Origin of the sequence: Amycolatopsis azurea DSM 43854 (assembly GCF_001995215.1) — a bacterium.
GTDB lineage: Bacteria > Actinomycetota > Actinomycetes > Mycobacteriales > Pseudonocardiaceae > Amycolatopsis > Amycolatopsis azurea.
On the sequence record NZ_MUXN01000023.1, the window covers coordinates 61,136 to 75,411 of the forward strand.

At 68.2% G+C, this 14,276-nt stretch carries 7 protein-coding genes; 3 read left to right on the top strand and 4 right to left on the bottom strand.

Annotation, left to right across the window (positions count from 1 at the left end):
* The first annotated feature begins 23 nt into the window (after positions 1-23).
* Together B0293_RS28715 and B0293_RS43235 are read left to right on the top strand one after the other, a co-directional pair.
* Positions 24-851, top strand: coding sequence for an SAM-dependent methyltransferase (locus B0293_RS28715; protein ID WP_005164840.1), 828 nt, complete (start codon positions 24-26; stop codon positions 849-851).
* A gap of 424 nt (positions 852-1,275) precedes the next feature.
* Positions 1,276-1,806 (top strand): hypothetical protein, encoded by a 531-nt coding sequence (locus tag B0293_RS43235; protein ID WP_143254660.1) that lies wholly within the window; start codon positions 1,276-1,278, stop codon positions 1,804-1,806.
* Positions 1,807-2,157: 351 nt separating this feature from the next.
* Here B0293_RS43235 and B0293_RS28725 read toward each other — a convergent pair whose 3' ends face one another.
* The 3 genes from B0293_RS28725 to B0293_RS28745 all read right to left on the bottom strand — a co-directional run bounded on the left by B0293_RS28725 (position 2,158) and on the right by B0293_RS28745 (position 11,085).
* Complete coding sequence (locus tag B0293_RS28725) at positions 2,158-9,189, bottom strand: type I polyketide synthase (RefSeq protein ID WP_005164835.1); 7,032 nt, start codon at positions 9,187-9,189, stop codon at positions 2,158-2,160.
* Between the two features lie 1,115 nt (positions 9,190-10,304).
* A complete protein-coding gene (locus tag B0293_RS28740; RefSeq protein WP_039919300.1) occupies positions 10,305-10,853 on the bottom strand; it encodes a beta-ketoacyl synthase N-terminal-like domain-containing protein in 549 nt (182 codons plus the stop codon).
* Between the two features lie 31 nt (positions 10,854-10,884).
* Positions 10,885-11,085 carry a DUF5988 family protein gene (locus B0293_RS28745; protein WP_005164829.1) on the bottom strand — a complete coding sequence of 67 codons (201 nt, stop codon included), beginning with the start codon at positions 11,083-11,085 and terminating at the stop codon, positions 10,885-10,887.
* Between the two features lie 261 nt (positions 11,086-11,346).
* Here B0293_RS28745 and B0293_RS28750 point away from each other — a divergent pair, with 261 nt between their 5' ends.
* Positions 11,347-12,687: a tetratricopeptide repeat protein gene (locus B0293_RS28750; protein WP_005164828.1), complete on the top strand. Its 1,341-nt coding sequence runs from the start codon at positions 11,347-11,349 to the stop codon at positions 12,685-12,687.
* Here the strand turns inward: B0293_RS28750 and B0293_RS28755 are convergent.
* Positions 12,624-13,724 (bottom strand): hypothetical protein, encoded by a 1,101-nt coding sequence (locus B0293_RS28755; RefSeq protein ID WP_052014561.1) that lies wholly within the window; start codon positions 13,722-13,724, stop codon positions 12,624-12,626. The two genes, B0293_RS28750 and B0293_RS28755, sit on opposite strands and share 64 nt — an antisense overlap.
* Positions 13,725-14,276 lie beyond the last annotated feature (552 nt).

Sequence of the window (14,276 nt, forward strand, 5' to 3'; positions counted from 1 at the left end):
AGAAGAACAGCAGAAAGGCCCACATGGCAGACAACACCGATCACGCTACCGATGCGCTCGAACCGTTCTACGACGGCGCCGAAGCACTGCGCACCCTCGTCGGCGACAACTTCCACTTCGGCTACTGGGACGAGGATCAGCAGAGCCTGCCTCTCGACCAGGCCCAGAACCAGCTCACCGACCAGGTCGCCGCCGCCACCGGTCTGCACGAAGGACAACGGCTTCTCGACGTGGGATGCGGCACCGGCGCCCCCGGCTTTCACATCCTCTACAGCACCGGAGCCTCCGTAACGGGAATCGCGATCAGCGAGGAAGAAGTCCGGCTCGCCAACGCCGCCAGCCACACACAAGGCCTCGGCCGGCGCGCCGAGTTCCACGTCGCCGACGCGATCGACCTCCCCTTCCCGGACAAATCATTCGACGCGGCGATCGCCATCGAGAGCTTGCTGCACATCCCCGACAAACTCAAAGCCTTCAAAGAGATCCAGCGCGTACTCCGCCCCGGAGCACTACTGGTCATCTCCGATGGCGTCGCACGCGAGGACGCAGTGAACACCGGATCCGACATCAAGGCACTCGAAGCCGCCATGATCACCCGGGAGACCTACAAACAACTCGCCGCGGACGCGGGTTTCCACATCATCGACTTCGCAGACATAACTGAAAGGGTCAAGCCCACCTTCGGGCATGTCCTCCAACGCATCGACACCCACCGCGCCGACCTGATCGCCAAGGGAGCACAAGAACAAGTCGATGCCCTGGAGGAAATCCTCCGCTTCTACCAGGACGCACTCGAATCGGGCAGCCGAAGCTACCTCCACATCACCCTCCGCAAACCCACAGAAGAATAGTCCCCGAAACGCAATTCAACACCCCTGACATCAGTCGCTTGAAAAACTCTATATACGCTACCCTCCGTTCGCCGGAAACTGTGAGCGTTACCCTCAGATGACGGACTCGAGTATGCAAAGCCGGCGGCTTTTCGCCTGAAAGACTGTCGATCGTCTCGAAGGTTTATCCCGCGCATTCCGGGCTGTCGCGCTAGCCCGGGGCCAGCAAGACGGCCTGAGAGACCGCCAGGAGCTCGAAGTCAGCGAATCCTGCCCGCCTGCTGGATGGCCCAGGCCGACACGAACGAGAAGGGCTCGACAACGAAGCTGACCAGCACAGAGAAAAGGGAGCTTCCGAGCAGTGACAGACGCCAGGTGAAGCCAGGCCTGCCTCAACAGTGTCATCCCGCGTGCGACTCGGTCGTCTCCAGTGAACAATTACGGCGTGCTTGACACACTCGACGACATGCCCTCGGCGCTTACCAGACTCTCGATCTCCTTGCCAGGCGTCACCCCTTCACCGCATCCGATACTCGATGCCCTCTGGGACGGCCTCGGCCTGGCCCGAGCCTGCGGACTGGCCGCAGCGAGCGCCGATCCATCCGAATGGGTCAGCAGACAACGAAATGCCGACACCATCGAATACCTCCTCGCCAGGGAATTGATCCGGACCAACGCCGCCTGCGACCAGTCCCTGACACTCCGGCCCGTCACCTCGCCCGGTGAAGCCCGCAGTACCGCATGGGCCGCGACAGTCATCCAGACGATCCTCGACTTCACCAACACGGCACAGCCCATGGCACACGCCACCGCCGACACGGCCACACACCACGACGACCAGCACCATTTCAGAACGTCCGCGAACCTACTCGGAGAACTCGGCGCATGCTGGCGCGGTGAACGCCCCGCCTACCAGCTACACACCACCGACCGAACTTCCTCCCCCTGGTGGAATCACCACCCACACAACCTCTGAACGTGCCCTCACTGTCCTGGTCACACGAACCCGCAGCCGAGCCGCAGTCATTCGCGCCCGTTGATCACCGTGCCGCCGAGATTCCGCGTCGCCGTTTAAGTCATCCGTCCGAGAGGGCGGCCTGAGATCCTGATCTTCGAGCACGTCGGCGCCCTGACACGGGATGTCCTCCTGGCGTGATCGGCGGAGCCGGTCCACTGGCCCTCGTCTTGATCTACCCAAGCGAAGCGATCTCGCAGAATGTCACCACCTCGAAGGCACCGGGCGGTCATCCCTGGCCGGTGGCTGCTGGACGACGCGAGCCCCCACCCCCGGCCGTGTCCGGGGTGGGGGCGGTGACCACGTTTCCGGTTACGAGTCAGCACGAACGGTAGAGGGCAGGAGCTGTCCGTTCCGGCTCGCCGGTCGGGGCGTCCGCACGTCCGCCTCCGGGAGGTCGAGCCAGTCCCGGATTGACCGGACGGTTTCGGCGGCGTGTTCTTCGAGCATCGACAGGTGGGTGCCGGACACCTCCCGCATTTCGAGCCGACCCGACCAGAGTTCGTGGAGGCGACTGTCTTGGGGGTGCAGGAACAGCACCGGCACGTCCGGCCGTGGGTCCCTCTCGGCGTCAAGCAGTAGCTCGTATCTGCGGAACGCGGTTATCGCGGCCAGACTCACCGTGGCCGACGCCTGCGCCAGTCGGTCGAGGACCGTCCTGGCCACGTGCTCCGGCAGCGTGCTCGGAGTCGCGGCGTCGAGCAGGACCAGTCCCCGTACCGCCCTGCCCTGTCGACGCAGAGTTTCGGCGAGGTGGTGGGCAGGCAGGCATCCTGACGAGTGCCCGAGCAGGCACACCTCGCCATCGGGCACGGACTTCGCCCAAGCCTCGGCCAACTCGTCCAGGCTGTGCGGCACGGGCTCGCCTTCGACGGACCCGGGCAGCCGGGTCGTCCACACCTCGCACGAGCCCTCAAGCCCGTCTGCCAACGTGGCATACGGCGACACGGCGTCGGAGGCGATGATCGGCGGCACGCAGAGCAACCGGAGAGGTGCCGGAGTCGTGGTGAGCCGGTGCCATGTAGGCCTCGGCAGACCACCGGCAGCCCTGTCTCGTGCGGCTTCATCGAGCATGAGGCGTGCCCGCTGTGCGTCGCCGTCGCGCCAGGTGGTCAGGACTTCGGTCACGAACGACTGGGCTGCGTCCACCCCGGCATCGCCGTCGTCCACCGCGCCGTCGTCCACCGCGCCGTCGTCCACCGCGCCGTCGTCCACCGCGTCATCGAGCAGGGTGTCGACGTACCGGGCCAGCGCGACCGGAGTGGGGTGGTCGAGCAATACCGTGGCGGCGAGCGTGGTGCCGGTCGCGGCGGCGACCCTCGTGCGGAGTTCGACGGTGGACAGCGAGTCGAAGCCCGCACGTCGGAAGGGCTGATCGTGCGGGACGTCCTCGGGCCCCGAGTGACCGAGGACCGCCGCGGCGTGCCTGCGCACCAGGCTGGTGATCGCGTCGAGCCGCTGCCCCGCCGGACGGGCCAGCAGAGCCGCGCGCTCTCCGTCCCCGGCTGCCCTGTCGGGACCGCTCGGGCGGTGAGGAAGGTCGGCGAACAGGTCGGACGACTGGTCGTCGAGCACGGCCAGCGCGGTGACGGCCACGCTCGGCCGACCCAGTTCCAGAGCGGTGTCGAAGGCGCTCAGGGCCTGGGAGGTGGGTACGGGGAGGAATCCCTGCCGAGCGGCACGGGCCCGGTCCGCGCGGCCCATCCGCGCGGTCAGCGCACTGTCCTCCTGCCAGTACCCCCAGGCGACGGAGACCGCCGGCAAGCCGAGCCGGCACCGGTGGTGGGCCAGCGCGTCGAGGTAGGCGTTGGCAGCGGAGTAAGCGGCCTGCCCAGGAGAGCCGACCAGGCCGATCACGCTGGAGTAGAGGACGAACGCCCGCAGGTCCAGATCCGAGGTGAGGTCGTGCAGGTTGACCGCGGAGTCCACTTTGGACCGCAGCACGGTGTCCAGCCGTTCGGGTGTCAGGTCGGCGACCAGGCCGTCGTCCAGGACACCGGCGGCGTGCACGACGGCGGTCAACGGGTGTGTCTCGGGGACATCGGCGAGGACGGTCGCCAACGCGTCCCGGTCGGCGACGTCGCAGGCCGTCATCGTGACCGAGGCGCCGATGTCGGCCAGCCGCTTCCGCAACCGCGTCGCGCCAGGGGCCTGTTCGCCCTGTCGGCTCACCAGAAGCAGGTGGCGCACGCGGTGCGCGGTGGCGAGGTGGACGGCCAACAGCCCACCGAGGGTGCCGGTACCCCCGGTGATCAGGACCGTGCCCTCGGGGTCGAGCTCGCGAGGTGGTGTGAGCACGGCCTTGCCCGTGGTGTGCCCCTGGCCGAGCCGGCGCAGCACCTGGCGCGCCTGCCGGACACCCGACCACCGCACGGGCAACGGCCGGACCGTCCCGTCCTCGAACATCGGCAGGAGCGCGTCGAACGCCCGCCGGAACGTTCCCGCCGGCTCTTCGACCAGATTGAAGGCATGATAGGTGGTGCCGGGATACCGGGCGGCGACCTCCTCCGGATCGCGGACGTCCCGCAAGCCCAGCTCCAGGTAGCGGCCTCCTGGCCGCAGCAGCCGCAACGACGCGTCCACGAACTCCCCGGTGAGGCTGCCCAGGACGACGTCGAACCCGGTCCCGTCGGTGGCTTCGAGCAGACGGGGCTCGAAGGACGTTGACCGCGAATCGGCAATGTGCCCCGGTGGCACGCCCAGGTTCACGACCGTCGGGTGTTTTGTCGTGCCGGCGGTCGCGTAGACGTCCGCACCCCATGCCCGCAGGAGTTGAACCGCCGCCGTGCCGACCCCGCCTGCCGCGGCGTGCACGAGGACCTTTTCCCCCGGTCGCACGCGGCCGAGGACGTGCAGCGCGTGATAGGCGGTCACGAACGGGATGGTGATACCGGCGGCTTGGGCAGAGGTCCACCCGCGTGGCATCGGGAACACGTGCTCATGGTCGAGGTCCGCCATCGATGCGAAGCCACCGCCGTCCCCGGCGAAAGCCACCACCCGGTCGCCGGCCCGCGGTGCGGAGACCCCGGGGCCGGTCGCCACGACGGTGCCCGCCACCTCCCAGCCGATCCGGTCGCTTTCGAGCAGTCCGAGACAGATCATGGTGTCCCGGAAGTTCACGCCGGTCGCCTCGACCCTCAGCCGGACCCTGCCTTCCCCGACCGGTATGCGCAGGTCCTGCGCGACGCCGGCGGAGACATCCTCGAACGTTCCCGATGACCCGGGCGCCAGCCGCCACGGCGTTTCGCCTGCCGGCAGTTCCAGCGCCTCGTCACTCGAGCGGACGAGACGAGGTGCCAGGCATCTGCCGTCACGCAACGCGGCGTCCGGCTCACCCGCGGAAGCGGCGGCGGCGAGAACGGCGAGATCCGGCACGTCGTCGTCCAGGTCGACCACCCGCACCCGGTCGGGATACTCCTTGTGCACGGAACGGAGCAGCCCCGCGCAGGCAGCACCGGACAGGTCGTCGACGGGCTCGCCGAACGCGGTGCTCTGAGCGTGACGGGTGAGCAGCACGAGCCGGGATTGCCCCAGCTGGGTCTCGGCCAGGAACGCCTGCGTGTCGGCGAGCACGCGGTGCAGCCGTTCGCGGAGTCGCCCGGTTTCCGTGCCCTGGTTGACGCGCGGACGCTCCCGGCAGTCCAGCGCTACCACGTCGGGCGCCGGCCCGGCTGCCGACAACGTGGCGATCAGCTTCGCCATGCTGTCGTGGTTCGTCTCCACCGGCAGGTCGTCACAGTGGCTCACCGCGCTCCATCGGCCCGGCGGCGGGGTGGCCGGTTCGACGGCGCGCCACGCGGTGTCGAACGTGCTGGCGTCCCCTGCCGTGCGGGTGGCGCGCAGCGCGCGGGCGGTCGTGGGACGCAACCAGAGCCCTCGGATGTCGACCACAGGCCTCTCGGACGCGTCGGTGGCGTGCAGGTCCACCCGATCGGAGTCGCCGGTGATGGCCGCGCGCAACGTCGTTGCGCCCCGGCTGTGCACGGTGACGGAGTCGATCGCGCAAGGCAACAGGATCCGCCTGTCTTCCCCATCGAGCGGTACGCCGTGCAGGGCCGCGTCCAGCAGCGCCGGATGGACGCTGAAGCCCTGGTCCGCGGGCCGCGGTTCGATCACCGCCTCGAGATGGGAAATCCGTCCGTCCGTCCGCCAGGCGGCTTTCATGTTGCGGAACGCCGGCCCGTACAAGTACCCCTTCCCGGCCAGCTCTCGGTACCGCTCCTCGACGTCGACCGGTTCCGCGCCGGGAGGAGGCCACTCGACGGCGTTCACCGGTTCGGCGTCGTGGGGCTCGGTGACGACGGCGTCCGCGTGGTGCGTCCACGGAGCACCGGGCAGGCGGGCACGCGAGTACAACCTGACCGTGCGACGGCCGTTCTCGGCCGGTGGATCCGTATGCACTTGGACGTCCGCGCCGCTCTCGGTCAACGCGAGCGGCGAGTGCAGCATCACGTCCTCCAAGCGACCGGTTCCGGTGTCCGCGATACCGTGCAGCATGAGTTCCAGCATCCCGGTTGCCGGCAGCATCGCCGAGCCGAACACGGAGTGGTCGGCCAGCCACGGCTGAGCGATCGACGACAGGTGGGCGGTCCGCACCGTGACGCCGCCCGGCAGATCGGTCGACACGGCGAGCCACGGGTGCTGCACTTCCCGCACGCCTGCCGAAGACAGGTCGCGCAACCGCGACATGCCCGGGATCCAGTAGCGGTTGTGTTCGAACGAGTAGGTCGGCAGGTCGACCTGGACCGCGTGCGGGTACTGCCGGGACCAGTCCACCTCGATCCCGGCCACGTGTGCGCCGGCCAGCACGCGGGCGAACTCGCCGCGCCTGCGCCGCAACGTCGCCACGGCGAGTGCGTCGACCCCCAGGTCGGCCGCGATGTCCCGCACCGAGCCCGTCAGGACCGGGTGCGGTGAGACTTCGACGAACCGCCGGTACCCCTGCCCCATCGCCCGGCGCACGGCCTGTTCGAACAGGACCGACTGGCGGATTCCCTGGTACCAGTGGTCCGCGTCCAGGACGTCGCCGTCCACATTTCGCCCGGTCAGGGTGGAGAACATCGGGATGACCGGCGCGGTCGGCCGCAATCCCGCGAGCAGCATCGGGAATTCGTCGCGGACCGCCTCCATGTGGAAGCAGTGTGAGGCGTAGTCGACAGGCACCTTCCGGGACCAGATGCCCTCGGCCTCGCAGTGCCGGAGCAGTTCGTCCACGGCCTCGGTGTCCCCGGCGGCCGTGGTGGCGGCAGGACCGTTGACGGCGGCCACGTCGAGCCTGCCGCGCCAGCGGTCGATCAGTGCCCTGGCCCGCTCCTCGGACAGCCCCAGCGCCGCCATCGCGCCGTCCCGGGTGACCTTCCGGAGCGCTCGACAACGCCCCACCACCACCTGAGCCGCTTCCGGCAGGGTCAAGGCGCCGGCAACGTACGCGGCGGCGATCTCGCCCTGGCTGTGCCCGATCACCGCCGCAGGTCGCACGCCGTGCGACCGCCATACCTCGGCCAGGGACACATACATCGCGAACAGCGCGGGCTGGACCACCTCCGACTCTTCCAGCGGCGGCGTGCCGCTGACGCCCCGCACCACGTCGGCCACGTCGAAGTCGAGCCATTGCCCCAAGGCATGGGAACAGCGGCGCAACGCCTCGGCGAAGACCGGGGACTCGTCCCACAGGGCGGCACCCATGCCCGCCCACTGCGGGCCTTGCCCGGGGAAGACGAACACCGGCTGCGCCGAGAAGTCCGTCCGTGCCCGAGCGCCTGCCTCCTCGGACAACGTCCCGGTGTCGGCAAGGGTGTCCAGCCCGGTCAGCAGGGTCTCGACGTCCGCGCCCACCACGACGGCGCGTTCGGGCAACGAAGCGCGGGTGGTCGCCAGGGACCAGCCGATGTCCCCGGGATCGACGTCGGGGCGGTCACGCACCCAGTCGGCCATCGCCGCGGCCTGCCCGCGCAGCGACGGCACCGAGGCCGCGGACAACGGCCACAGCTTCAGCCCGGGCCTCTTCGCAGCCGGGCGGGCGCGGCGCGGGGCCGGCTCGGGCGGCTCTTCCAGCAGCACGTGCGCGTTCGTCCCGCTGATCCCGTAGGCCAGCACACCAGCGCGGCGCACCCGGTCGCCGCGCGGCCAATCCCGTGCCTCCCGCAGCAGCCGCACATTACCTGTCGACCAGTCCACTTCCGGAGTCGGATTGGCCACATGCAGCGTGGCGGGCATCCGTTCGCCCGCGAACGCCATGACGACCTTGGCCACCCCGGCGAGACCCGCGACCTCCTGCGTGTGGCCGAGATTGGACTTGACCGACCCCAGCCACACCGGCGACGCGGGATCCCTGGTGCCATAGGCGGCCTGGATCGACCGGGCCTCGATCGGGTCGCCGACCCTGGTCCCGGTGCCGTGCGCCTCCACCAGGTCGACCTGGTCCGGCCGCAGTGCGGCGTCGGCTAGCCCGTCCGCGATCAACGCCTCTTGAGCCGCACCGGACGGCACAGTCAACCCCGCCCCGGTACCGTCGTGGTTGACGGCGGTACCACGTACCACGGCCCAGACTGGCCGCCCGGTCTCCAATGCCCGGTCCAGCGGCATCAGCACCACCGACACGACGCCTTCCCCCGGAGCGAACCCGTCGGCTTCGGCGGCGAACGACTTACACCGGCCATCACTGGTCAACGCCCCCGCACGGCCGAACTCCACCAACAACTCCGGTGTGGACAACACGCACACCGCGGCAGCGATCGCCATGTCGCACTCGCCCATCCTCAGCGCCCGCACCGCCAAGTGCAGCGCCACCAAACCCGACGAGCACGCAGTGTCCGCCGACACGGCGGGACCGCTCAGGTTCAGCAAATACGAAAGCCGACCAGACGCCACGCTCATCGCGTCTCCGGTCAACAGGTCGGCTTCCGCGCCACTCCCCGCCTGCGGCGGCGTGCCCGCGGAGTGGTAGTTGGAATCACGGAGCCCAACGTAGACTCCGGTGCGCGACCCGCTCAGGGAATCAGCGGGGATGCGCGCACGTTCGATGGCCCGCCACGTGCTCTCCAACAGCAGCCGTTGTTGCGGGTCCATCAACGTCGCCTCACGCGGGCTGACGCGAAAGAGCCCGGCGTCGAAGGTGCTCACGTCGGCGAAGAAACTCCCTTGCCGCACAACGGTTTCACCCGTGGCCTTCGCGTTCGGGTCGCACAGCCATGCGAGATCCCATCCCCGGTCAGTGGGCAATGATGTAGAAAAGTGGCGTCCCGAGTCGAGCAGCCGCCAGTAATCCTCAGGAGTTTCCACCCCTCCAGGAAAACGGCATTCCATGCCGACGATCGCGATAGGCTGGTGTCGTTGTTCAGTCACAGTTCACCCTTCTTCGTACTCAATCGGAGGACGGGCTTCGAGAGCGGTGCAAACCCCAGCGGCCCGGGCTGTGTGGCACGCGATGGACCGTAGCGAGGGTTGGACATCGAGGACGTCGATCGTCCCGTGCGACGGAAACGGCGATCGACATCACCACCCGGCTGCGGAGCTGGGTGGTGAGCGCTGCCAAGTCGGTGAGCGGACCGCGTTGGATCTTCGTGTAGACGGCGAAGGCTGTCTCGTTGGCGAACACCCAGTCGGATCGGGGTTTCAGCGGCGCGTAGTCGATGGATGCCAATGCTCTCGGCTAGGTGTAAGCGAAGACGCTGTCGAAGAGCGGGCTCGCCGTCCACTCGACCAGATCGCTCATGGACACCACACTGCCGGACAGCCGGAGTCGGCCCAGGATGCCGATCGTGAGTGGATCGCAGAGTGCTTCCCGGCACCCACAAGCGCCGCTCGTCCGCGCTGAGTGGCCCCGCCGCACGGGATGTCGGCTGAGCTGCCGCGGGGCAACGATGTCCAGGCTTATTTGGTTCTGTGCCAGGTCAGCAAAAACTGCACGGGCCTGTCAGGGGCGCCGCTTAGCCGCAGCACATCGGCCGAACCGTCGCCCGGAATCAACGTGGCCCATCGCGTTTGCCTGCTTCCCGCGCCGAACGGCCAGGTCGCGACCAGCGTGTGATGAGTGATCACTCCTCGCTCCACCGTGTAGGAACCGGTGTAGCCCAAGGATTTGCCGAGCCTGGGCATTCCTCGGGAGGCGACGTGGACAATCGCCGAGAAGTGCCCGCTAGGCGTGTAGAGTAGCGTGCCCCGGCAGCGAGGACGCGCGCTCCTATCCCCGCACGAGAGGAACACCTCGTCCAATAGCCAAGCACCTACCAGATCTGCTGGTGTTACGGAGTGAGGACCATGGTCCAGTTCAGGGTCGACGGTTTTCATGAGTTACTCCTCCTGGTCGCACAGGCGAGCCGCTGACGGATGCTTCGGGGCGGTTTCCGGCGCGTGTTCTTCGATCATGGACAGGTGCGTACCGCCCACGGCGCTGGTGTCGTGCCTTCCTGGCCAGAGTTCGGGCAACCGGCTGTCACGCGGATGGATGAAGAGCGTGGTCACCTCCGGCACGGCGGGAATCCAGTCGCTGAGCAGCCGTTCATAGCGTAGGAAATACGTCCGGAGGCCACACTGATCGAACCGCGGGTCGCCAGATCCGTATTCGTCCCGCCGGGCCGGTGTTCCGGTTCTCCGATCGCGTGATAGTTGGAGTCGCTGATCCCCACATAGACACCGGTCGGCATCCCGCGCGGCGAGCACGGCGAAATCCGCGCGGATCCGGCTGCCCGCCACGCGAATTCCAGGAGAAGGCGTTGCCGAGGATCCAGCATCGTCGCTTCACGAGGCCCCATTCCGAAGAATCCGGCGTCGAAACCGCTCAGGTCTTCGAAAAGACCACCTCGGGATACCGGCGAATCGCCCGTGGCCGAGGATTCGGGGTCACGCAGCCATTCCAGATCCCAGCCGCGATTCGCGGGCAGGGGTGCGGAAAAATGAATTCCGGTGTCCAAGAGCGTCCAGTAGTCCTCGACGGATTTCACTCCTCCGGCGAATCGGCAGCCCACCCCGATGACGGCGATCGGGTCATGCCGTGGTTGATTCGCCACAGCGGCTCACTCCTCCTTGTGTCGGTGAAAACTATTCGGCGATCGCGGTGCGGTAGCTCCAGCGGAACACGCGGACCAGACCGCCTTTGGCGACGTCACGCACGTCGGTGCGTTCGAAATGCTCGTGCCACCTGCCGTGGTCCACGGACAACCGCTCCGGAAGGTGTTCCTCGGGCAGTTCGCGGACCGGGTCAAGCGAAGCCGGTCCCCCGGCCAACAGGATCGTCGTCATGAGACCTCCTCAGCTGCTGTGTGTAGTGCGGCAACGACTTGTCTATGAGTCGCGCCTCTTTCAAGTAAGCCCGCACCGGCCTCGCCAGCCAAGGTGTGTGCGACGTCCGAGTTGTTGCGGACCGGGGCACTGTTGAAAGCGACGGTCCGCTTCCGCGGCGGCTGATACCGCTTCGACGACGCACACCCGATTGGCGCAATTCAACCGGCGCGCCAGTGGGTAGTTCTCTTTGACGAGAGTCCGCCGAGGAAGGGGATCCGAGTGCCGCCGAACCACTTGCTGCGGAACCTGCTCGCCGAATCCGGCTGGACCGGCCAGAAACTGGCGGACCACACCAACAGGCTGGGCGCCGAGGCGGGACTGCGACTGCGTTACGACCGCACCAGCGTCGCGCACTGGATGTCCGGCACCCGCCCGCTCCCGCCGGTCCCGGAGCTAGTCGCCGAAGCGCTCACCCGCCGGCTGGGCCGTCGAGTCACGGCGGCGGCCACTGGGCTGGAGCGTGGCGCGACCGCCGCAGCCCCGCCATGGTGGCGGACTGACGCCACCGCCGAACTGACGAACCTATGCCGCGACGGCGCCGCCACCCGGCGCACGCTCTCCGGATGCGTCTTCAGCCTGGCGGCCTTGTCCGTTCCCGGCTGGGCCGATCTGGCGAGCGTCGTGGGCGCGGTACGCCCGGCAGAGAACGAGGGCAAGGTCGAACGCGCCGAACTCGACGCCGCCAAGGCGATGCTCGAACTGTTCTCCACCGCGGACCTGACCTTCGGCGGCGGGCACGTCCGCCCGGCGCTCGCCCGCTACCTGCACACCACGATCGCGCCGCAGCTGCGCTTGGAGGCGGCACCCGCCGTGCGGACCGACATGTTCAGCACGGCGGCACAGCTGTGCTACCTCTGCGGTTTCCTGTGCTTCGACGACGAACTGCACGGTGCCGCGCAACGGTACTACCTCATCGCTGCCCGCCTGTCCCGTGCCGCCGGGGACGCCGTGCACTACGCCATCTCGTTGCGGGCCTTGAGTGTGCAGGCCCGGATGCTCGGACACCGGATGGCGGCGGTCGATCTGGCCACCACGGCGGCCCGCGCGCTTCCCCGAAGCGCGCCCGCGCTCACTCGCGCGTTCCTGGTCGGTCAGGTCGCCGCCGCCGAAGCCGCCGCAGACGACCACCGCCACGCCGTGACCCACCTGCGCGCCGCCGAAAACTACCTCGATCACGCCCGCGATACCGCGTCCCCGGTGGGTACCTACCATCCTGCCGCCCTGTCCCACCACCACGCGGCCGTCCGCGCCTGCCTCGGCGAACGCCCCGCCGCAGTCTCCGCACTGACCCGCTCGTTGCGCCACCGGCCCCCGACCGAGCGCCGGGCCCGCACGATCACCCTGGCCCGGCTGGCCGAACTACACCTCGACGGCGGTGAGCTTGACCGCGCGTGCCAGACGTGGAACCAGTTCCTCGACGACTACCCCCACCTGCGTTCCCAGCGCGCCGACACCGCGCTGGAAACACTACGAGCACGTCTGCGGCCACACGTCGCCTATCCCCCCGCGCGCTCAGTGACACACAAGGCCGCCGAGGTATCCCTCGCCAAGGCGGCATGAAATGCCACGTCGTGAAACACGATCGTGTCGGTACCGTTCCGTGTCGTCCGAAATTGCCGGTACGGCTCGGTGACGACCCTGCGATGCAAGACCGCGAGCGGCCCCAGACCGGCCAAAACCGTCATCACGTCCTCGGCCACCGACGTCCCGGCCGGGCCGGACACGGCCAACCCCACGGTGGCAGCCCCAGCCAGCCACTCGACACGTAAGTCCGCGAGCCTGCCGACCCGATGTGACGGACAGGCTGTCACGCGGGCCCAGCCGAGCAGTTCCTCACCGGCACTCTCACCCTCGGGACCACAGACCAGCAGCACGTCGGCGGCCGCGGCCACCGACCACAACGCCTCACGCCGGTCCGAAGCCTCGTAACCGAACTCACGGGGATGCGGTCCCCGCAACCGGGGGAACCGGTGCCGCAGCACCTTCACCACCTCGGCGGCGTCCTCGACCGGTGTATCCGGCGCCACCACATACGAGACCCGGTCAGGATCGATTCCTTCCACAGGAAAAGCCTGGTCCGGCGCCACCACCCGCACTGCGGCTCGCCCGGCACAGGCAGCGACCGCCTCCGCCGGCCCCACCGAACCGATCACCAGCACGGTGTCACCTCGCCGGACGAAATCCAGCACCCTCGCCGCCACCGCCGGAGCCGCCTCCCCGCTGCCGACCCTGGTCTCGGACGCCGCGACGAGAACGCGCCGGGTGCGGACCGCGGACGACCACCCCTCGATCAGCTCCCGCGCCAGCACAGCCGCGGGCTCGTCGGCGATTCCGATCGCCACTCCCACTCCCATCGACCTGCCGTCGTGATCCAGATACGACATCGTGTGGGCGACGGATTCCCCCGCCGCCGAGGCTCGCAGGTCTGCGATGCGTACCCGGAAACCCAGTTCCTGGGCGAGTTCGGCGATCAGCGGCGCCGCCGGGCAACTCACCATGCCCCGGGCTGGATGGTCGAACCGGCCTGCCACGACGATTTCACCGGTCTCGGCACCGCCGGTGCTGAAGGACGTTCTTTCCAAAGATCTGCCAACCATGACAACTCCGAAATTCGTATCCGGCCACTCCTTTTGGCGCGGCCATGGTGATCTTCAAGCGAGACGACTATGGCAAGCGCCGGACACGGGCCACAACGAAATGAACGGAACACCACTCTTCCGATGTGCACCTGCACGAGCAAATGCACGACAAGAACCATGCATCAGCCACTATAGCGCCGAATAAGGAGGCGGAATTCACGAAGAGTTACGCGATATTCACCGAATCCGTGAGCATCAGACGGGGACCGGGCACGATGGTCACCCCGCGTCGTCACACTGCTTTACGCGTCCCACCTAGCTGCTGGCGTGGCGAGCGTCCGGACACCCGCCACGCCGACAGCTCGTGCTTCGCCGTAGAAGCCAGCGATACAAACGACGCCGCCGCTCCACCAAGCTTCGACAACGCGCCAGCGGACACCGAACTGGAGTTGGACACGCCTGGACCCACACAAACGTGGAGAATTTCGCCCCTAGAAGTCTCGGGCGTCGAGCCCGATCGTCGCCTCTGTTCCGCCGTCACAGTGCCGGTAAATACATCCCCATCGGGCA

Coding starts and splice junctions, on each gene's coding strand:
- B0293_RS28715 (WP_005164840.1), top strand. CDS start 24: ATGGCAGACAACACCGATCACGCTACCGATGCGCTCGAACCGTTCTAC.
- B0293_RS28745 (WP_005164829.1), bottom strand. CDS start 11,085: ATGACGACGATCCTGTTGGCCGGGGGACCGGCTTCGCTTGACCCGGTC.
- B0293_RS28755 (WP_052014561.1), bottom strand. CDS start 13,724: ATGGTTGGCAGATCTTTGGAAAGAACGTCCTTCAGCACCGGCGGTGCC.